Source organism: Streptomyces sp. NPDC002232 (genome assembly GCF_042890295.1).
Taxonomy (GTDB): Bacteria; Actinomycetota; Actinomycetes; order Streptomycetales; family Streptomycetaceae; genus Streptomyces.
Window position 1 is genome coordinate 444,945 of record NZ_JBIARV010000004.1, and the last position, 20,355, is coordinate 465,299.

At 74.1% G+C, this 20,355-nt stretch carries 17 protein-coding genes and 1 riboswitch; of the genes, 13 read left to right on the plus strand and 4 right to left on the minus strand.

Going from position 1 to position 20,355, the window contains the following annotated elements; translation table 11 throughout:
* Nucleotides 1-181: 181 nt before the first annotated feature.
* The 13 genes from ACFYXU_RS19965 (at nt 182) to ACFYXU_RS20025 (ending at nt 16,571) form a co-directional block, all read left to right on the plus strand.
* Nucleotides 182-1,468, plus strand: a complete 1,287-nt coding sequence (locus tag ACFYXU_RS19965; protein ID WP_389458938.1) for an ATP-grasp domain-containing protein — start codon at nt 182-184, stop codon at nt 1,466-1,468.
* Nucleotides 1,465-2,298 carry a Rossmann-like domain-containing protein gene (locus ACFYXU_RS19970; protein ID WP_389405923.1) on the plus strand — a complete coding sequence of 278 codons (834 nt, stop codon included), beginning with the start codon at nt 1,465-1,467 and terminating at the stop codon, nt 2,296-2,298. Before ACFYXU_RS19965 ends, ACFYXU_RS19970 begins: the two co-directional genes overlap by 4 nt.
* Nucleotides 2,295-3,416, plus strand: coding sequence for a PLP-dependent cysteine synthase family protein (locus ACFYXU_RS19975; RefSeq protein ID WP_389458940.1), 1,122 nt, complete (start codon nt 2,295-2,297; stop codon nt 3,414-3,416). The genes ACFYXU_RS19970 and ACFYXU_RS19975 overlap by 4 nt, the downstream gene beginning before the upstream one ends.
* Nucleotides 3,413-4,471 carry a dipeptide epimerase gene (locus ACFYXU_RS19980; RefSeq protein ID WP_389458943.1) on the plus strand — a complete coding sequence of 353 codons (1,059 nt, stop codon included), beginning with the start codon at nt 3,413-3,415 and terminating at the stop codon, nt 4,469-4,471. Before ACFYXU_RS19975 ends, ACFYXU_RS19980 begins: the two co-directional genes overlap by 4 nt.
* A complete protein-coding gene (locus ACFYXU_RS19985; protein ID WP_389458946.1) occupies nt 4,468-5,751 on the plus strand; it encodes an MFS transporter in 1,284 nt (427 codons plus the stop codon). The genes ACFYXU_RS19980 and ACFYXU_RS19985 overlap by 4 nt, the downstream gene beginning before the upstream one ends.
* Nucleotides 5,748-6,569, plus strand: a complete 822-nt coding sequence (locus tag ACFYXU_RS19990; RefSeq protein WP_389458949.1) for a class I SAM-dependent methyltransferase — start codon at nt 5,748-5,750, stop codon at nt 6,567-6,569. The genes ACFYXU_RS19985 and ACFYXU_RS19990 overlap by 4 nt, the downstream gene beginning before the upstream one ends.
* Nucleotides 6,566-8,131: an ABC transporter substrate-binding protein gene (locus tag ACFYXU_RS19995; protein ID WP_389458951.1), complete on the plus strand. Its 1,566-nt coding sequence runs from the start codon at nt 6,566-6,568 to the stop codon at nt 8,129-8,131. The genes ACFYXU_RS19990 and ACFYXU_RS19995 overlap by 4 nt, the downstream gene beginning before the upstream one ends.
* Complete coding sequence (locus ACFYXU_RS20000; RefSeq protein ID WP_389458954.1) at nt 8,128-9,075, plus strand: ABC transporter permease; 948 nt, start codon at nt 8,128-8,130, stop codon at nt 9,073-9,075. The genes ACFYXU_RS19995 and ACFYXU_RS20000 overlap by 4 nt, the downstream gene beginning before the upstream one ends.
* Complete coding sequence (locus ACFYXU_RS20005) at nt 9,072-9,881, plus strand: ABC transporter permease (protein WP_389458956.1); 810 nt, start codon at nt 9,072-9,074, stop codon at nt 9,879-9,881. Before ACFYXU_RS20000 ends, ACFYXU_RS20005 begins: the two co-directional genes overlap by 4 nt.
* Entirely contained in the window at nt 9,878-11,392 is a 1,515-nt protein-coding gene (locus ACFYXU_RS20010; RefSeq protein ID WP_389458958.1) for an ABC transporter ATP-binding protein, read from the plus strand. The genes ACFYXU_RS20005 and ACFYXU_RS20010 overlap by 4 nt, the downstream gene beginning before the upstream one ends.
* 84 nt (nt 11,393-11,476) lie before the next feature.
* Complete coding sequence (gene tsaD, locus ACFYXU_RS20015; RefSeq protein WP_389459648.1) at nt 11,477-12,535, plus strand: tRNA (adenosine(37)-N6)-threonylcarbamoyltransferase complex transferase subunit TsaD; 1,059 nt, start codon at nt 11,477-11,479, stop codon at nt 12,533-12,535.
* Between the two features lie 63 nt (nt 12,536-12,598).
* A complete protein-coding gene (gene alaS / locus ACFYXU_RS20020; protein WP_389458960.1) occupies nt 12,599-15,244 on the plus strand; it encodes an alanine--tRNA ligase in 2,646 nt (881 codons plus the stop codon).
* A gap of 226 nt (nt 15,245-15,470) precedes the next feature.
* Complete coding sequence (locus tag ACFYXU_RS20025) at nt 15,471-16,571, plus strand: HoxN/HupN/NixA family nickel/cobalt transporter (protein ID WP_389459650.1); 1,101 nt, start codon at nt 15,471-15,473, stop codon at nt 16,569-16,571.
* A gap of 78 nt (nt 16,572-16,649) precedes the next feature.
* Here the strand turns inward: ACFYXU_RS20025 and ACFYXU_RS20030 are convergent, their stop codons facing one another.
* From ACFYXU_RS20030 to ACFYXU_RS20045, 4 genes are all read right to left on the minus strand, one after another.
* Nucleotides 16,650-17,453, minus strand: a complete 804-nt coding sequence (locus ACFYXU_RS20030; protein ID WP_389458962.1) for an ABC transporter ATP-binding protein — start codon at nt 17,451-17,453, stop codon at nt 16,650-16,652.
* Nucleotides 17,450-18,469 (minus strand): FecCD family ABC transporter permease, encoded by a 1,020-nt coding sequence (locus tag ACFYXU_RS20035; RefSeq protein WP_389458964.1) that lies wholly within the window; start codon nt 18,467-18,469, stop codon nt 17,450-17,452. The genes ACFYXU_RS20030 and ACFYXU_RS20035 overlap by 4 nt, the downstream gene beginning before the upstream one ends.
* A gap of 47 nt (nt 18,470-18,516) precedes the next feature.
* Nucleotides 18,517-19,557: an ABC transporter substrate-binding protein gene (locus ACFYXU_RS20040; RefSeq protein WP_376511557.1), complete on the minus strand. Its 1,041-nt coding sequence runs from the start codon at nt 19,555-19,557 to the stop codon at nt 18,517-18,519.
* Between the two features lie 87 nt (nt 19,558-19,644).
* Nucleotides 19,645-19,796, minus strand: a riboswitch (cobalamin riboswitch).
* A gap of 65 nt (nt 19,797-19,861) precedes the next feature.
* Nucleotides 19,862-20,353, minus strand: coding sequence for a DUF4430 domain-containing protein (locus ACFYXU_RS20045; RefSeq protein WP_389458966.1), 492 nt, complete (start codon nt 20,351-20,353; stop codon nt 19,862-19,864).
* Between the last annotated feature and the right edge of the window lie 2 nt (nt 20,354-20,355).

The window sequence follows — 20,355 nt, forward strand, 5'->3', positions numbered from 1 at the left end:
TCTGACGGTAGCCCCTGGCTGCGGGCGGCGTCTCTCTGTCTCCCCTCGGTACGTGAGAACCACTATTGGAAATGAAAACGATTTCGGATAACGTCCTCCCTGTTCGGTGCGGGCGCCCCTGGCGGGCGGCCCGCTTCCCAGATCTGCCCCACGTCGTGACGGCATGGTGAAAGGAAGTCCCTTGGCGCATCTGCTGGTTGTCGAGAGCTGGGTGGGGTCGATGAGCAGGCTGCTGCCCCGGGCCATCGGGGAGGGCGGACACGAGTTCACCTTCGTCACCCGGGACCTGCACCACTACCTGCGCGGCGCCGGGTCCGAAGGACCGCACCCGCTGCTGGCCGCGCGGAACGTCATCACCGCGGACACCAACGACATGGACGCGCTGCTGCCCCACCTGGAACGTCTGCACGCCCTGCTCGCCTTCGACGGGGTCGTCTCCTCCTGCGACTACTACCTGCCGGCCGTGGCCAGGATCGCCGACCGGCTGGGACTGCCCGGGCCGGCCGTCGAAGCCGTCGAGGGGGCCTGCCGCAAGGACCTGACCCGCCGGGTCCTGGCCGAGGCCGGTGTGCCGGGCCCCCGCTTCGCGCTCTGTACGGACGCGGCCGGGGCCGAGGCCGCCGCCCGGACGATCGGCTACCCCCTGGTGGTCAAGCCCGTGGACCTGTGCGCCGGGATGCTGGTCCGCGAGGTCCGCGACGAGGGGGAGCTGCGCATCGCCTGCCGGGCGCTGGCCGAGTTCCCGGTCAACGCGCGCGGGCAGGACCGCGCACCCTCCGTCCTCCTCGAAGAACTGCTCACCGGCCCCGAGGTCAGCGTCGAGACCGTCTCCTCCGGCGGCGCCGTCGGCGTGGTCGGCGTCACGGACAAGAGCATCGGCGGGGCGCCCGCCTTCGTCGAGACCGGCCACATGTTCCCGGCGGGCATCGCGCCGTGGGCGGAGCGCGAAGCGGTCGAGACGGCCGTGGCCGCGCTGAAGGCCCTCGGCCTGGACCAGGCGGTCTGCCACACCGAGATCAAACTCACCGCCGACGGCCCCAAGGTGGTCGAGGTCAACCCCCGTCCGGCCGGCAACCGCATCACCGAACTCGTCCGGCACGTCACGGGCGTCGACCTGGCCGCCGCGTGCGTCGACGTCGCGCTGGGCCGCGTGCCCGACCTCACGCCGCGCCCCACCGGCGTGCGCAGCGCCGCCATCGCCTTCCTGCTCCCCGACACCACCGGCACCCTCACCGGCATCCAGGGCGCGGACGAGGTCCGGGCCCGGCCCGAGGTGCTGGAACTCCACCTCGCCGAACCGGGCCGCGCCGTACGCGCCGCGACCAGCAACAACGAGTACCTCGGTCACGTCATGACGGCCGACACCCTGGGCCATGGCGCCCGCGAGGCCGCCGAGCGGCTCCTCGCGCACCTGCGCCCCGCCTACGAGGAGCAGGGCGCCGAGCCCTCCGCGGCGGTGTGCGCATGACCGCGCCCACCCTGCGCGAGCCCGCCGTGCGCACCCTCGACCAGCTCGTCCGCGCGGTACGCACGGGGAGTTACGGAACCGACCCGGCCGAGGAACGCGTCGCGCTCGCCTTCACCACCGCCCAGGCGGTCCGGCACACCGGCCGGAACGGCGGATACCGCAACGAGGTGCTCAGCCTGCGCCTGGACGCGGCCGTCGGATCCTGCGCCGTGGAGCCGGGAACGCTGCCCGCCTCGGGTCTCGACGACTGCGTCGGAGCCTCGGTGGCCGAGCTCCTCGCCCACCCGACGGCGGCCGTGCGGATCGCCGCGCTCGACGCCTACCTGAGCCGGGTGCGCCCCCACACCCCCGAGCACGGCGCCCGCCCCCACGCCCTGCCGGCCGGCAGCTCGCTGCACCGGTCCCGCGCCCGCGCCCGCGCCGTGGTCGAGCTGCTGCCGGCGACCGGGATCCGCCGGGTCCTGGTCGTCGGAGTGGTCAACTCCCTGCTGGAACGGCTGCGCGAGCGCGGCACCGGATACGTGCCCTGCGACCTCAAGGGCGGCACCACCGAATGGGGCGAGCCCGTACGGACCGACGCGCTCGCCGAGCTGGCGGACTGCGATGCTGTCCTCGCCTCCGGAATGACCCTCGGGAACGGCACCTTCCAGCCCCTGCTGGACCACGCGGCGGCCACCGGCAAGCCCCTGGTCATGTTCGCCCAGACGGGTAGCGCCGTGCTGCCCCGCTTCCTCGGCGCGGGGGTGACCGCCGTCTCGGCCGAGCCGTACCCCTTCTTCTGGCTCGACGGCGGGCCGGGCGTCATCCACCGCTACGGAGGCGCCCGGTGACCCTCGCGACCCTGCCGCACCGTCCGCCGACCCATGCCGCGAACCCGGACCTTCTGGCGCTCGTCGGCCGTACCCCCCTCACCCGGATCCGCACCGAACTGCCCTGCGCCCACCCGGGATTCTGGGCCAAGCTCGAAGGCCTGGGCGCCGGCGGGATGAAGGCGCGGTCCGCCGTCTCCATGCTGCGCGGCGCCCGGCGGCGCGGCGAGCTCCGCCCGGGCGCCACCGTCGTCGAATCCACCTCCGGAACCCTGGGCCTCGGCCTGGCCTTCGCCGGACAGGCCCTCGGTCATCCCGTCGTCCTCGTCGCCGACCGCGAACTCGAACCGTCCATGCGGCAGTTGCTCCGCGCGTACGGCGCGCGGCTGGAACTGGTGGAACGGCCCGCCGCCGAGGGCGGCTGGCAGGCCGCCAGGATCGCCCGGCTCAGGGAAGTCCTGGTGCGGACCCCCGAGGCCTACTGGCCCGACCAGTACAACAACCCCGACAACGCGGCCGGATACCACGCCATGGCCACCGAACTCTGCGCTCAGCTCGACCACCTGGACGTCCTGGTGTGCAGCGTCGGCACCGGCGGCCACAGCGCCGGTCTGGTCGGTCCGCTGCGCCGTCGCTGGCCCCGTCTGAGGGTGATCGGCGTCGACTCCGTCGGCTCGGCCATCTTCGGACAGCCCGCTCGCCCCCGCCTCATGCGCGGACTCGGCAGCAGCATCCACCCGCGCAACGTCGCTCACCGGGCCTTCGACGAGGTCCACTGGGTGGGCCCTGCCGAAGCCGTCGACGCCTGCCGCAGGCTCGCCCGCACCGGCTTCGTCAGCGGCGGCTGGAGCACGGGAGCCGTCGCCCTGGTCTCCGCCTGGGCCGCCCGGGTCGAGGCCGGCGCGGTGGTCGCGACGGTCTTCCCCGACGGCCCGCACCGCTACCTCGGCACCGTCTACGACGACGACTTCTGCCACGCGCACGGCCTCGACCGGGCCGAACCGTCCGCGCGCCCGCTGGAGATCGCCCACCCGCACGCCGCCGAGGCCGTCGGCTGGACCCGCTGCCGCACCGTCGTCGACCCGCTCGCCGCCCCCCGGCCGCACCTGCCCGCACCGACGCGGGGAGGTTCCGCATGAGGCTCACCTGGCAGACCACCGAACTCGTCCTGGCCGAGCCGCTGCGGATCTCCCGCTCGGTGATGTCCCGCCGCGACGCCGTCCGGATCGCGATCCAACACGGCGGGCTGACCGGCCACGGTGAGGTGGTCAGCAGCGACCACCTCGGCCTCCCCACCCCTCGCGTCATCCGGCACCTCACCGAGGCACGCCCCGCCGTCGCACGCCTTCCCGACCCCGAGACCACCTGGGACGCGCACATGTCCGGCGCGCCGACCGGCCTGCCCGCACTGCCGGCCGGTGTGCTCGCGGGCGTCGAGGCCGCCCTGCTCGACCTGGTCGGCAAGCGCGCCGGCCGGCCCGCCCACCAGCTGCTGGGCACGCACACCGCACCGGCCGCACCGACCACCCGTACGATCGGGATCACCGCCCCCGCACCGGCCGCCGCCCAGGCGGCCCGGCTCGCCCTGAGCGGCTTCACCGCCCTCAAGGTCAAGGCGGGATCACCGGACCCGGCCGACGACCTCGCCCGCGTGGAAGCCGTACGCACGGCAGCCCCCCGCGCGAGCCTGCTCCTCGACCCCAACGGAGCCTGGACCGAACGCCAGGCCCTCGACCTCCTCCCGCGCTTCGCCGACCTCGGCGTCACCGCCGTGGAACAGCCCATCGCCCCCGGACACCCCGAGGCGCTCGCCCGCGTGGCGAAGGAGTCCCCGGTGCCGGTCATCGCCGACGAGGACGCCGTCTCCCACGACGACGCCGTCGCCCTCGCCGGACTCGTCCACGGAGTGAACGTCAAGCTCGCCAAGTGCGGCGGAGTGCGGGCCGCCCTGCGCATCCACGACGCGCTCCGCGGCAGCGGCACCGACCTCATGCTCGGCTGCCTCACCGCCAGCTCCCTCGGCATCGCACCCGCCGTGCACCTCGCCGACCGCGCCCGCTGGGTCGACCTCGACGGACACCTGCTGCTCGCCGACGACCCGTGGACCGGCATCGGCGGCACGGACGGCACCGTCCGCGCCCCGGCCCGGGACGGGCTGGGAGTCCGGCGCACCCCCAGGGCGGTCGGGACGTGAAGCTCCTCCGCGCGACGCGAGACTTTCCCCTCGCCGTACGCCTGCTGCTGGTCAACCAGCTCGGTGTCAACACCGGCTTCTACCTGCTCATCCCGTACCTGGCCACCCACCTCACCGACGACCTGGGCCTCTCGGCCGCCGTCGCCGGCACGGTCCTCGGCCTGCGCAACCTCAGCCAGCAGGGCCTCTTCCTGCTGGGCGGCTCGGCCGCCGACCGGCTGGGCGCACGCGGAGTGATCATCACGGGCTGCGCCCTGCGCACGCTGGGATTCGGGCTCTTCGCCCTCGGCGACAGCCTGCCCCTGCTGATCGCCGCGTCGATACTCAGCGGGCTCGCGGGGGCCCTCTTCAACCCCGCCGTGCGGACCTACGTCGCCCAGGAGGCCGGCGACCGCAAGGCCGAGGCCTTCGCCCTCTTCAACGTCTATGCCACCACCGGCGCACTCCTCGGGCCCCTGCTCGGCACCCTGTTGCTGCTCGTGGACTTCCGGGCCGCCGCCGTCACCGCGGCCGGCGTGTTCGCCGTCCTGACCGTCGCCCAGTCGGTGGTTCTGCCCGCCCGGAAGGTCCCGAAACCCGAGACCCGCGTCCTCGGCGACTGGCGCGAAGTCGCGGGCGACCGCCGCTTCCTGGCCTTCTCCTTCGCCCTGATCGGCCTGTACGTCCTGGAGACCCAGCTCTACCTGCTGCTGCCCCGCACGGCCGCCGACGCCTCCGGCTGGAGCGGCTCGGTCGGCCTGCTCTTCCTGGCCGGGACCGTCGTCAACCTGGCGTTCCAGCTGCGCGTCACCCGCGCGCTGAAGTCCCGGGGGACCGGGCCCCGCTGGATCGCCACCGGCCTGGGCCTCATGGGCATCGGGTTCCTGCCCCCGATGCTCGTGGCGGACGTCTCCACCGCCCACCCCCTGCACCTCCTGCCCGTGCTCGCCGGAGCGCTGCTCCTGCACCTCGGCGTGATGGTGGCCCAGCCCTTCGTGCTGGAGCTGATACCGGCCTTCGGCCGGGCGAGCCTGACCGGCACCTCCTACGGCCTCTTCTACGCGGTCTCAGGGGCCGCCGCGGCGGTCGGCAGCGCGGCCGTGGGCTGGTCCATGGACACCGCGGGCCGCACCGGCCTCAGCTGGCTGCCCCACGCCTGCTGTCTCGCCCTCGGCCTGGCCTCGGCCGGAGCCGTCGCCCATCTCCGGAGGCGACGCCTCCTGCCCGTGGAGCGGACCTCCGCGCCACCCGACCCGACGGTCCCCTCCCGCCCCGACCGGCTGGGAAGGGAGACCCGATGACAGCCACCCCCGGCGGCAACCTGCTCACCGACCACCCCGAGCTCTACGAGGAACGCTTCCCCGACCCCGAACGCCTCGCCGCCCGCTGGGCCGGGGAGGTGCTGGCCCGCCATCACTCCGGTCCCCGCGTGCTCGACGTCGGCTGCGGCACCGGCCGCGACGCCGCCTGGCTCCAGCACCGGGCCGGGCACGACGTCACCGGCATCGACACCTCCCGGGCCATGCTGACCCACGCGGCCACCCACCACCCCGGGCCCCGCTACCACCTGGCCGACATGCGCGACTTCGACCTCGGCGCCCCCTTCGACGCGATCCTCTGCCTGGACAGCGCCCTGCTCTACTGCCACACCAACGAAGACCTCGGCGCCTTCCTCTCCCGCTGCCGCGCCCACCTCACCCCCGGTGGGCTGCTCGTCGCGGAGATGCGCAACGGGGCCTTCTTCCTCGGCACCACCGAACTCCTCGACGCCCCGCGCACGGCGACCTTCACCCGGCGCGGCACCACGTACACGTCCCATACCACCCTGTGGATCGACCACGGCGCACAACTCCTGCGCCGCCGAAGGACCTGGACCGCCGACGACGGCTCCCTCCCGCAGGAGCAGCACTCGGCCTGGCGGCTCCTCTTCCCGCAGGAGATCCGGTACTTCCTCACCACCGCCGGATTCGAGGTCCTCGCGCTGCACGACGGACCCGGCCCCCGCACCGCACCGCCGTGGACCGAGGGCGAGGCCCCGCACGGCACCACGCGTGCCGACCGCCTCCACCTCGTCGCCCGGCTCACGCCCCACCCCAGTGACGGAGACACCCCCGCATGAACACCGACCGCTCCCGCCTCGCCCGCCGAGGCTTCCTCATCGCCACCGGCGCCACCGCCCTCTCCCTCACCGCCGCCTGCGGCCCCGGCGCCACCGCCCCGGACGCCGAGAACCCCGCCGAGGGCGCTCCCCGCCGGGGCGGCCGGCTCCGCGCGGCCTTCGCCGGCGGCGGCGCCGACGAGACTCTCGACCCGCACGCCGCAAACCTGTTCGTCGACGCCGCCCGCGCGAAGGCACTCTTCGACAAGCTGGCCGACTTCGGCGCCGACCTCTCCGCCGTCCCCCGGCTCGCCGAGCGCTGGGAGCCGAACGGCGCCCTCGACACGTGGCGCGTCACCCTGCGCGAGGCCGCCTTCCACGACGGCAGGCCGGTCACCGCCGCGGACGTCCTCCACAGCTACCGCCGGATCGCGGACCCCCGGGGCACCTTCCGGGCCAAGGCGTCGCTGGAGCCGATCGACCTCGACGCGAGCCGGGCGGTGGACGCCTCCACCGTCGAGTTCCGGCTCAAGCGCCCCTACGCCGAATTCCCCCACGTCCTCGCCGCGTTCGGCGCGTACATCGTGCCGAAGGACTCCGTCTCCTTCGCCAGGCCCGTCGGTTCCGGACCCTTCCGCTTCGTCTCCTTCGAGCCCGGCAGATCCCTCCTCGTCCGGCGCAACGACGCCTACTGGGACGGTGCCCCCCACCTGGACGCACTCGAATTCGTCGTCGCCGGCGAGGAGTCGGCGCGGGTCGGCGCCCTGCTCGGCGGCCAGGTCGAGTACGCCCACGAGCTGAACCCGGCCACCGCCCGCGCCCACGAGGGCGGGGGCAGGATCGAGATCGTCCGCCTCCCGGGCAGCGCGATGCAGGGCTTCGTCATGAAGACCGACCGCCCGCCCTTCGACGACCCCCGGGTCCGTCAGGCCTTCTTCCTCATCGCCGACCGCCGGGAACTCGTCGACGGCGCCCTCTCCGGCGCGGGGGAGATCGGCAACGACCTCTTCGGCAAGGGCTACCAGTACTACCTCTCCGGCCTCCCGCAGCGCACCCAGGACCTCGACCGGGCCCGGGCGCTGCTCGAGGAAGCCGGAGCCGAGGGCCTCACGGTCACCCTCGACACCGCCCCCGCCGCCACCGGCTTCGTCGAGGCGGCCGGCATCTTCAAGGAGCAGGCCGCGAAGGTCGGAGTCACCGTCGAGATCAAGGTCGGCGACAAGGACACGTACTGGAAGGACATCCTGGACCACGGCACCTTCGCCTCCTACCGGTCGGGCGCCATGCCCATCGAGTCCCACATCTCCCAGCGGCTGCTCACCGGCTCCACCACCAACGCGACCCACTGGCGGCGCAAGGACTTCGACGACCTCTACCAGCAGGCCCAGTCCACCCGCGACGCCACGCGGCGCGGCGCCCTCTACGCGCGCATGCAGCGCCGCCTGCACGACGAGGGCGGCTTCCTCATCTGGGGCTTCGCCGACTGGATCATCGGCACCGCGCCCCGGGTCCGTGGGGTGTCCGCGACCGCCCCCGCCAACACCCTCGACTGGGCCCGCTTCGACCGGACCTGGCTCGCGTGACACCGCACCTCGCCTGGATCGGGCGCCGGCTGCTCCTCGGAGTGGGGCAGACGGCGGCCGTCGTCCTGTTCGTCTTCGCCCTCACCGAGGCGCTCCCCGGTGACGCGGCCGTCGCGCTCGCCGGCGACCAGCCCGATCCCGACCGCATCGCCCGGATCCGCGCGACGATGGGCCTGGACCGTCCCGCCGTCGAACGCCTCGCGGACTGGGCCTCCGGCCTCGCGCACGGCGACCTCGGGACCTCCCTGGTCAGCGGGCGGCCCGTCACCGGCTACCTGACCGGAGGGCTCGGCTCCACCCTCCTCCTCACCATCACCACCGTGGCCCTGCTCGTCCCGCTCTCCCTGGGGCTCGGCGTCCTGGCGGCCCGCCGGGAGGGCGGCCCGCTCGACCGGACCGTCAGCGCCCTCACCCTCGCCGTGCACGCCGTACCGGAGTTCGCCGTCGGGGTCCTGCTCGCGACGCTCTTCGGACTGTGGCTGGGCTGGCTGCCGCCCACGGCCGTGGGCACCGACGCCTCCACCGAGCCCGCCGTCCTGGTCCTGCCCGTCGTCGTCCTGCTGTCGCGGCCCGTGTGCACCATCAGCCGCCTCGTACGGGCCGGGATGATCGACGCGCTGGCCTCGCCGTACGTGGCTCAGGCCCGGCGCTACGGGATCTCATCCACCCGGATCACCTGGACCCACGCCCTGCCCAACGCACTCGCCCCCGCCACCCAGCAACTGGCCCGCACCTGCGACTGGCTCCTCGGCGGGGTGATCGTCGTGGAGGCCCTGTTCGTGATCCCGGGCCTCGGCACGGTGCTCCTGGACGCCGTCGCGGCCCGGGACATCCCGGTCGTCCAGGGCGCGGCCGTGGTCTTCGGAACCGTCACCGTCCTGGTCAACCTCGCGGCCGACCTGGCCGCCCGCCGCTTCGCGCCCCGGTCCGAGGCGGCGGCATGACGCACCGTCCGGCGCGCTACCTCCTCGCACTCGCACTGATCGCCGTGCCCCTCCTCCTCGCCCTGGTCGGGCCCTTCCTGGCGGGCCCGCCGGGCCCCCGATCGGTCTCCTTCTCCTCCGGCGACGGGCACTGGCTCGGCACCGACTTCAGCGGGCGGGACGTCTGGCGGCAGGTCCTCCTCGGCGGCCGCTCCGTCGTCCTCGTGGCGATCGCCGCGACCGCCCTCGCCTACCTCGTCGCCCTCCCCGTCGGCCTCACCGCCGCCCTCACCCGCCGCACCTGGCTGGAGGAGGCGCTGATGCGGCCCCTGGACGTGGTCATCGCGGTCCCCTCGCTCCTGCTGGTGCTGCTCGTCGCGGCCACCCTCACGCCGGGCCCCGCCGGACTCACCGTCCTGGTCGGGCTGGCCGCCGTCCCCGACGCGGCACGCGTCGTGCACGCGGCGGCGGTCGGGGTCGCGTCCCGGCCGGCCTTCGAGGCACTGCTCATGCAGGGCGAGTCCTGGTGGCGCACGGCCATCGGCCATGTCGCCCGCTCGCTGCGCCGTACCCTCGCCGCCGACGCCGGGATCCGGCTCACCGGAGCCCTCTACCTGGTCGCGACCGCCGCCTTCCTGGGTGTGGGCGTCCAGCCGGACGCGTCCGACTGGGCCGTGATGGTCGACAGCAACCGGACCGGCCTCCTCCTCCAGCCCTGGGCCGTGGTCGTGCCCGCCCTGCTCGTCGCGGCCCTGTCCATGGGCACCAACCTCCTGTTCGACGCCGCCCTCCAACGGCACATCCCCCGGAAGGGAGCCCTCCGATGACCCCCGTCGCCGAGGTACGGGACCTGCGCGTGACGATCGGCGGCCGGACGATCGTCGACGGCGTGAGCCTCGCCGCGCACCCGGGCAGGATCACCGCCCTGATCGGCCCCTCCGGCAGCGGCAAGACCACCACCGGGCTCGCCCTGCTCGGCGCGTACCCGCCCGGCGCCGTCGTCGAGGGCGAGGTCCGCACCCCCGCGGGGCCGGTCGGACACATCCCCCAGCACCCGGCCGAGGTCCTCAACCCCGCCCGCCGGGTGGGCGCGCTCCTCACCGACATCGCCGCCCGCCGGGGCGGAGACCGACGCGTCCGCCGGCGCCGCGTGGAGGACGCCCTGCGGCTCGCCCGGCTCCCGGAGCCGGAGCGCGTACTGCGCCGCTTCCCCCACCAGCTCTCCGGGGGCCAGCAGCAGCGGGTCGTCCTGGCCCAGGCCCTCCTCCTCGGCGCCCGGGTCGTGGTGGCCGACGAACCCACCACCGGTCAGGACGCCCTCACCCGCAGGGGGGTCGTGGCCGAGCTGGCCGCCGTGGCCGCGCGGGGCATCGCCGTCGTCCTGCTCAGCCACGACCTGGACGTCGTACGGGAGCTGGCCGACGAGGTCGTGGTGATGCGGGACGGGCGGGTCGTGGACCGGGGGCCCGTCGCGTCGGTCCTGGCGGGCCGCGCACCGGACCGGCCGTCCGCCGGGCCGGCGCCGCGCCCGCGCGGGCCGCTGCGCCTGGAGACGCGGAACCTGACCGCGCGGCACCGCACCCCACGGGGGCCGTCCACGGTGCTGACCGACATCGCCGTGTCGGTCGCGGCGGGGGAGTGCCTGGCCCTCGTCGGCCGCTCCGGCAGCGGCAAGACGACCCTCGGGCGCTGCCTGGCCGGGCTCCACCGGGCGTACGACGGCACGGTCCTGCTCGACGGGGCCCCGCTGCCCCGCAGCCTGCGCTCCCGCCGCCGGGCCGAGCTGGCCGCGGTGCAGTACGTGTTCCAGGACCCGAAGGCGGCCTTCGACGAGCACCGGCCGGTCCTCGACCAGGTCGCCCGCAGCGCCGTACGGCTGCGGGGGGCGACCCCGGCGGAGGCTCGGGGCGCGGCGCTGAGCACCCTCGGCTCGTTCGGCCTCGGCGAGCGCCTCGCCGGGCGCCGCCCCGGAGCGCTGTCCGGCGGCGAACTCCAGCGCGCGGCCCTGGCCCGGGCCCTGCTGGCCGGGCCGCTGGTCCTGGTCTGCGACGAGATCACCTCGGGCCTCGACCCGGACACCCGGACCACCGTGCTCGACGCCCTCGCGCGGCTCAGGGAGCGTGAGGCGCTCGGCCTGGTGTTCATCACCCACGACCTGGCGGCCGCCACGGCGCTCGCGGACCGGATCGCCGTCCTCGACGCCGGGCGCGTCGTCGAGACCGCTCCGACCGCCGAACTCCTCGCGAGGCCGCGGCACGCCGTCACCAGGGAGCTGCTGTCGGCCGCGGGCGGAGCGCCGGACGGGCACGCGCGGTCACCGGCGGGTGGCACCGCCTGATCCGGTGCCGTCCACCCGACACCCCTTCTTGCACATATATTGCAACTAGTAGCCATATGCAGAAGGAGTGCTGTGACCGGACCGATCGTTCTGGGAATCGAGTCGTCGTGCGACGAGACCGGCGCGGGGATCGTGCGCGACGGGAAGCTCCTCGCGCACGTCGTGGCGTCGAGCATGGACGAGCACGCCCTCTTCGGCGGCGTGGTGCCGGAGATCGCCGCCCGGGCGCATCTCCAGGCGTTCAACCCGGTCGTCAAGGAGGCGCTCGACCAGGCGGGACTGCGGCTGGGGCAGATCGACGCGGTCGCCGTCACCACCGGACCCGGCCTCTCGGGAGCCCTCCAGGTCGGCCTCGCCGGGGCGAAGACCCTCGCGTACGCGGCGGGGGTGCCGCTCTACGGGGTGCACCACCTCGCCGGGCACGTCGCCGCCGACACCCTGGACCACGGCCCGCTGCCCACCCCGTGCGTCGTCCTCATCGTCTCCGGCGGCCACACCTCGCTCCTCCTCGTGCGGGACCTGGTCCGCGAGCCGATCCTGCACCTGGGCGACACCCTCGACGACGCGGCGGGCGAGTGCTTCGACAAGGTCGCCCGCATCATGGGCCTCTCCTACCCCGGCGGACCGGCCATCGACCGGGCCGCCCGCGAGGGGAATCCGCGCGCCGTCGACTTCCCGCGGCCCCTCACCCGGCCCGGGGACGACCCGTACGCGTTCTCCTTCTCCGGCCTCAAGACGGCCGCCGCCCGCTGGGTCGAGAAGCACCGCGCCCAGGGCCTCGACCTGCCCGTCGCGGACGGTGCCGCGGCCCTCCAGGAGGCCGTCGCCGACGTCCTCACCCGCAAGGCGCTCGCCGCCTGCGCGGCCTACGACGTGAAGACCCTCATCGTGGTCGGCGGCGTCGCCGCGAACTCCCGGGTCCGGGGCCTGGCCGAGCAGCGGTGCGCCGCCGCCGGCGTGGAGCTGCGCGTGCCGCCGATGACGCTGTGCACGGACAACGGCGCCATGATCGCGGCCGTCGGCGACCTCCTCGTACGGTCCGGCGCCGAGCCCGCCCCGCTGGACGTGTCGATCGACCCGTCGGCGCCCCTGGAGTACGCCTCCCTGACCCCGCCGGCCGCGCCCCCGGCGAGAGCCGCCTGAGGACCGCGCTCGTCCGGCAGGTCCCCCCTCGCCCCCGACCCTTCGACCGGAGCAGTGAGACCCTTGCGTACCGCCGACATCCGCCAGCGCTTCCTCGACCACTTCGCCGCCCTCGGCCACACCGTCGTCCCGAGCGCGCCCCTGCCCACGCCCGACCCGACGCTGCTCTTCGTCAACGCGGGCATGGTCCCCTTCAAGCCGTACTTCACCGGCGAGGCCGCGCCGCCGTGGCAGCGGGCCACCAGCGTGCAGAAGTGCGTGCGGACCCTGGACATCGAGGAGGTCGGCAGGACCACCCGGCACGGCTCCTTCTTCCAGATGAACGGCAACTTCTCCTTCGGGGACTACTTCAAGGAGGAGGCCATCGCCTTCGCCTGGGACCTGTCCACGAAGGCCCGGGCGGACGGTGGCTACGGCCTGGACCCGGAGAAGATCTGGGTCACCGTCCACCACTCCGACACCGAGTCCCGCGGCATCTGGCGCACGGTCGCCGGTCTGCCCGACGAGCGGATCGTGGCCCGGGGCGACGAGGACAACTTCTGGTCCATGGGCGTCCCGGGGCCCTGCGGGCCGTGCTCGGAGCTGTACTACGACCGGGGCCCGGCCCTCGGCCGCGAGGGCGGTCCGGCCGTCGACGAGGACCGGTACATGGAGTTCTGGAACCTCGTCTTCATGCAGTACGAACGCGGCGACGGCCCCGGCAAGTCCGGCTACCCGATCCTCGGCGAACTGCCCCGCCGCAACATCGACACCGGCATGGGCCTGGAGCGCATGGCGACCCTCCTCCAGGGCAAGGACAACCTCTACGAGATCGACGAGACGCGTCCGGTCCTGGACCGGGCCGCGGAGCTCGCGGGCGTCCGGTACGGGGCCGACGCCGAGTCCGACGTACGGCTCCGGGTCGTCGCCGACCACGTCCGCACCGCCCTCATGCTCCTCGCCGACGGCACCGCCCCCGGGAACGAGGGCCGCGGCTACGTCCTGCGCCGGATCCTGCGCCGCTCCGTCCGCTTCATGCGCCAGCTCGGCTTCCACGACCCGGCGCTCCCCGAGCTGCTGCCCGTCGCCCGCGACTGCATGGCCCCCTCGTACCCGGAGGTCGTGGAGGCGTACGCGCGGATCTCCGACCAGGCGTACGGCGAGGAGGATGCCTTCCGGTCCACCCTCCGGCAGGGCACCACCGTCCTGGACACCGCCGTCGCCAAGGTCAAGGACGAGGGCGGTCGCTCGCTGCCCGGCGCGCAGGCCTTCCTGCTCCACGACACCTACGGCTTCCCCATCGACCTCACCTTGGAGATGGCCGCCGAACAGGGCGTCGAGGTCGACCGCGACGGCTTCGCCTCCCTCATGAACGCCCAGCGCGAGCGGGCCCGCGCCGACGCGCGGGCCCGCAAGTCCGGCGGCGCGGCCGACACCTCCGCCCTCCGCACCGTCCTCGACGCCCACGGACCGACGGACTGGCGGGCCTGGTCCGCGCTCACCACCGAGTCCCGCGTCCTCGTGCTCCTCGGCGCCGAGGGCCCGGTGCCGGTGGCCCGCACGGGCGACCTCGTCACCGTGGTCCTGGACCGCACGCCCTTCTACGCCGAGTCCGGCGGCCAGGACAGCGACGCCGGCCTGCTGTCCGGCGCCTCCGTGGAGGCCGAGGTCGTCGACGTCCAGCGGCCCCTGCCCGGCCTCGTCGTCCATCAGGTGCGGATCACGGCCGGCGAACTCGCCGTCGAGGACACGGTGCACGCCGCCGTCGACCCCGAGTGGCGGCTCGGCGCGCGCCAGGCCCACTCCGGCACCCACGTCCTGCACGCCGCCCTCCGGGAGGTCCTCGGCCCGACCGCCCTCCAGGCAGGCTCCTACAACCGGCCCGGATACCTCCGCCTGGACTTCCCCTGGCGCGGTGCCCTCTCCCCGGCCGTCCGCTCCGAGGTGGAGGAGGCCGCCAACCGGGCCCTGCGCCGGGACCTGCCGGTCGGCGTCCGGTGGATGACCCTCCCCGAGGCCAAGGAACAGGGCGCGCTCGCCCTCTTCGACGAGACCTACGGCGAGAAGGTCCGGGTCGTCGAGATCGGCGGGGCCTGGTCCCGTGAACTGTGCGGTGGCACGCACGTCGAGCACGCCTCCCAGATCGGCACCGTCGCCCTGACCGCGGAGTCCTCCGTCGGCGCGGGCATGCGGCGCCTGGAGGCCGCCGTCGGCGTCGAGGGCTTCGGCTACCTCGCCCGCGAGCGCGACCTGGTCGCCCGGATCGCCGAGCAGCTGAACGCCCCCCGCGCCGAACTGCCCGAGAGGATCGCGGGACTCCTCGACCGGCTCAAGGCCGCCGACCGGGAGAACGCCCGCCTCAAGCAGCGGGCCGTCACCGCACGCGCCGCCGAACTCGCCGGAGGAGCGGCCGACGTGGACGGCGTCCAGGTCGTCACCGCCAGCGCCGAGGGCGGCGCGGGCGAGGCCCGGGCCCTGGCCACCGCCGTCCGCGACCGCCTCCCCGCCGGTCGGCCCGGTGCCGTCGGCATCGGTACGGCGGCGGGCGTGGTCGTCGTCGCGCTGAACCAGGCGGCCCGCGACACGGGTCTGAACGCGGCCTCGCTGGTCAAGCGGCTTCTCGGCGGACGGGGCGGCGGCTCGCCGGAGCTGGCCCAGGGCGGCGGACTGCCCGCCGACCGCGTCGCCGCGACCCTTGCGGAACTGCCCCGCGCGGTCGGCGCCCGCTGAACCGGCCGGGGGAGAGTGTGGCCGGATGCCACACCCTCCCCATGGTCGGGCAAAGCTTCGACCGGCTGTCGGCCAGTCTTCGGTCAGTTCCGTCCGGAACCCTTCTTGCACACAGGTTGCAAGTGCACTCTCAGTGCGTCAAAAGTCGCGTACGAACCGAGAGAAGACCTTCATGGCTGCCCCCTCCTCCGCTCCTCCCTCCCGTCGGCGTCGCCTGGCCGCCTCGATGACCCGGACGGAGTGGAGGCGGGTGGCGGGGATGGCCGCGTTCATCGCGGCCCTGCACGTGATCGGCTGGTTCACCCTCGTGGCCGTCGTCGCGCCCGAGCACTACAGCCTGGGTGAGAAGACCTTCGGGATCGGCATCGGCGTCACCGCCTACACGCTCGGCATGCGGCACGCCTTCGACGCCGACCACATCGCGGCGATCGACAACACCACGCGCAAGCTCATGCACGAGGGACAGCGCCCGCTCTCGGTCGGATTCTGGTTCTCGCTCGGGCACTCCAGCATCGTCTTCGCGCTCGCCGTCCTCCTCTCCCTCGGCATCAAGGCCCTCGCCGGGCCGGTGGAGAACGACGACTCCCGGCTGCACGACATCACCGGCTGGATCGGCACCACCGTCTCCGGCGTGTTCCTCTACGCCATCGCGATCATCAACCTGGTGATCCTCGCCGGGATCTGGAAGGTGTTCCGCGAGATGCGCTCCGGACACTTCGACGAGGCGGCACTGGAGGAGCGGCTCGACAACCGGGGCTTCATGAACCGGATCCTGGGCCGGCTCATGAAGTCGATCACCAAGCCCTGGCAGATGTACCCGCTCGGGCTGCTCTTCGGCCTCGGCTTCGACACCGCGACCGAGATCGCCCTGCTCGGCCTGGCCGGTACGGGTGCCGCGTCCGGGCTGCCCTGGTACGCCATCCTGTGCCTCCCGGTCCTCTTCGCGGCGGCCATGTCGCTGCTGGACACCATCGACGGCTCGTTCATGAACTTCGCCTACGGCTGGGCCTTCTCCAAGCCCGTCCGCAAGGTCTACTACAACCTCACCATCACCGGTCTGTCCGTCGCCGTGGCGCTCATCATCGGCACCGTGGAACTCCTGGGGCTGGTCGGCGAGAAGCTCGATCTGCACGGCCCGTTCTGGGACTGGGTCGGCGGACTCGACCTGAACGTCATCGGCTACCTGATCGTCGGCCTCTTCGTCCTCACCTGGATCGTCGCCCTCGCCGTCTGGCGGTTCGGCCGGATCGAGGAGAAGTGGACCGCAGGACTGGCGCACGCGCCGGGAGACGGAGAGGCGTCCGCCCGGCGCGACCCCGGGCGCTGACCGGACGCCGACCGAGGGCCGGTGGCCCGCTCGGGGCCGCTCACCCGTCGCCCGAGACCGGTCGGCCCGCCCGGCCGCTCACCCGTCGCCCGGCGCCGGGCCGAGGAAGCGGATGTGGGGCCGGCCGTCCGGGCCCGGGCGGGTCACCGCCGCGCGGACCCCGTACACGTCCGCGATCAGCCGTTCGGTGAGGACCTCCTCCACCGGACCGGCGGCCACCACCCCGCCCTCGTGCAGGACCACCACGTGGTCGCAGTACAGGGCCGCCAGGTTGAGGTCGTGCAGGGCCATCACGCAGGTGAGCCGCAGTCCCGCCACCAGAGCCATGAGGTCCAGCTGGTGCCGGACGTCGAGGTGGTTCGTGGGCTCGTCGAGCAGCAGCTCGCGCGGTTCCTGGGCGAGGGCGCGGGCGATCTGGACGCGCTGCCGCTCGCCGCCGGACAGGGTGCGCCAGGAGCGCGCGGCGAGGGCGGTCAGCCCGGTGCGGGCGAGTGCGGACCGTACGGCTTCCTCGTCCGCGGCCGTCGACGCCGACCAGGCCCTGCGGTGCGGGACACGGCCGAGCCGCACCGCCTCGGCCACCGTCAGGTCCACCTGGGTGTCCGCGTGCTGCTCGACCACGGCGACCCTGCGGGCCACCGCGCGGCGGGTCACCGCGCCCAGCCGGTCGCCGTCCAGCGTCACCACCCCGGTGTCCGGCGCGAGGACTCCCGCCAGGACGCGCAGCAGGGTGGACTTGCCCGAACCGTTCGGGCCGAGCAGCCCGGTGAGCGCCCCGGAGCGCGGTGCGAGGGTCACGTCGTCCAGGACGAGCGCCCCGCCGGCCGTGCGGGAGACGCCGTAGGCCCGCAGTCCCGTGCGGCCGGCCGGGACGCCGGTCACCGGGTGCTCCTGGTGCGGTACAGGACGAGGACGAACGCGGGGACGCCGACCAGCGACGTCACCACCCCGACCGGCACCTCCTGAGGGTCGAGGACGGTACGGGCCAGGGTGTCGGCCCACACCAGGAAGATCGCCCCGGCCGGCGCCGCCAGGGGAAGCAACCGGGCGTGGCCCGGGCCGGCCAGGGCGCGGACCGCGTGCGGCAGGACCAGACCGACGAAGCCGATCGCACCCGCCGAGGAGACCAGGACGGCCGTGAGCAGCGCGGTGACGGTGAGGAGGACCAGACGGGTCCGGCCCACGGCCACGCCGAGCGCCGCCGCCGCGTCCTCCCCGAACGCGAAGGCGTCCAGGGTGCGGGCGTGACCACCGCAAACCAGCAGAGCGACGGCGAGGACGGCGGCGCACACGCCGACGTCCGTCCAGCCCGCGCCGGTGAGCGAGCCCAGCAGCCAGAAGAGGACGCCCCGGGTGGTCTCGGCGTCGGCGGCCGTCATCACGACGAACGAGGTCAGCGCCGAGAACAGTTGCATCGCCGCCACTCCGGCCAGGACCACCTTGTCGGTCGACCCGCCCAGCGTGTGGCTCAGCAGCAGCACCAGGGCGAAGGAGCACAGCGCGCCCAGGAAGGCGCCCCCGGCGACGGACACGAGACCCCCGCCCACGCCGAGGACGACGACCGCGACGGCGCCCGTGGAGGCGCCGGAGGAGACGCCCAGTACGAACGGATCGGCCAGCGGATTGCGCAGCAGGGACTGCATCACCGCCCCGCAGACGGCGAGTCCGGCTCCGCACACGGCCGCGAGGAGGGTACGGGGCAGCCGCAGCTCCCACACGATGCCGTCGCGGATCGCGCTCAGGTCCGACGGGCTTCCCCCGAGGTGGGAGACGACCACCGACCAGGCGTCCGCGACGCGGATGTCGGCCGGGCCGATGGTGACGGCGAGGGCGACGGAGGCGCACAGCAGGAGGAGCCCGGCCGCTCCGGCGACCGGCGGGAGGGCCCGCGAGGGCATCCCCCTCCCGGAGAGCGTCCGTTCCGCCGTGCCCGTGCCCGACGGCGTCACTTCGCGAGCCCGTACGTCCGCAGCGCGGCGGCCACCTTCTCGATGCCCTCGACGGTGCGGATCGTCGGGTTCATGGCCTGGCCGCTGAGGATCACGTACCGCTTCTTCCGCACGGCCGTCATGTTCCGGGTGACCGGGTGGGACTCCAGGAACTCGATCTTCTTCGCGGCGCTCTCGGCCGACTGGGCCTTGCGGGTCAGGTCGGCGATCACCAGCACGTCGGGGTCGCGGTCGGCGACGGTCTCCCAGTTGATCTGCGGCCACTCCTCCTTGGTGTCGTCGAAGACGTTCTTCACGCCGAGCGTCCCGCTGACGATGCCCGGCGCACCGCAGCAGCCGGCCATGTACGGCCCCTGGGAGTCGGAGAACCAGTAGAGGACGGACGCGTCGCCGAAGTCGGCACCGGCCCTGGCCTTCGCCACGCGGGCGCGGAGCTCTCCGACGAGCTTCTCGCCCCGCTCCGGGACCTCGAAGATCCTGGCCAGGTCGCGGATCTCGCCGTACACGGTGTCCATGGTCAGCGGCCGGGTGCGCAGGCCGTCGCCGTCGCCGCTGTTGTCCTTGCCGACGCAGTCGGTGGGGGACAGATAGGTCGGTACGCCGAGCTTCGTGAACCGCTCCCTGGGGGCCACGCCGCCCTTGCCCAGGGTGTAGAGGAAGGAGGCGCTGACGAAGTCGGGCTCGGTGTCGAGGACCTTCTCGAAGGAGGGGTAGCGGTCCGCGAGCCGGGGGACCTTCGCGTTCGCCTTCTCCAGGCCCTTGAGGACCGGGTCCGTCCAGGTCGCGGTCCCCACCATCCGGTCCGCCAGCCCGAGGGAGAGCAGGATCTCGGCCGAGCCCTGGTCGAGGGCGACGGCCCGGCGGGGCGCGTGATCGACCTGGACGCGCTGCCCGCAGTTGTCGAGAGCGACCGGAGCGCCGGGCCCGGCCGCCTTCGCCCCGGGCGAGGCGGCCGTGCCGCCGGCGCCACAGCCGGCGACGAGCACGGAACCGGCCACGAGCAGCACGGCGGAACGGACGGAAGGTGCGAGGTGCACGGTGAGGGGTCCTCTGCGTCACGGCTCATGCGCGGAGCCTGTCGTACGGTGCTTCCCGGACGGCGGCACGCGCCGTCCGGGCCGCCAGCAGGTCTTCGGACTCGGGGTCGTCCGGACGGAGCGCCTTCCCGGACCCCTCGGGGCCCAGTGGCCGATGCTCCGCCCGTCACCCTCACCGCTGCGCGTCAGCTCCGGATTCCCACCGGATTCCCTGACCCGTGCACATACCGTATGGATACGTACAGAGGTGCGACTGGCCCGGGCAAACTACCACAGGCCGATCTTGGACCCGTCGGGCCGTCGGTCAGAAGGAAGTCCAGGTGAAGGCGACCTGGTCGCCGTTCTCTATCTCGAACTGGCAGCCGCCGACCGGGGTCGGGGTGCCGTTCACGGAGATGCTCCAGTAGGCCGAGCCGCCCCCGCTCACGCCCTTCACGGTCTCCACCGCGTAGTCGTCGAAGGACGCGTACCAGGTGCCGTCCCACGTGAAGCCGTTGCGCTTGGCCGCGTGGTCGAGGGCGGCCGTCGGGGTGGGGACCTTCGTGGCGTGCGCGCCACCGTTGGTGCCGTCGCACTGGTGCGCGCCGCCGGCGGCGGTCGTCACGTCGTGGCCCCAGGTGAAGATCTTCTTCTTGAAGAGCAGGCCGTCGGGGCCCTGGACGCTGACGGTGACTCTCACCGGCGCGTTCGTGAACGTGGCCGCGGTCTCGGCCTGCGCGACGGCGGGTGCGGTGGTCAGGGCGAGACCGAGCGCGGCGGTGGTCACGGCGGCGCGGCGGAGCAGGGTGGTGCGCATGG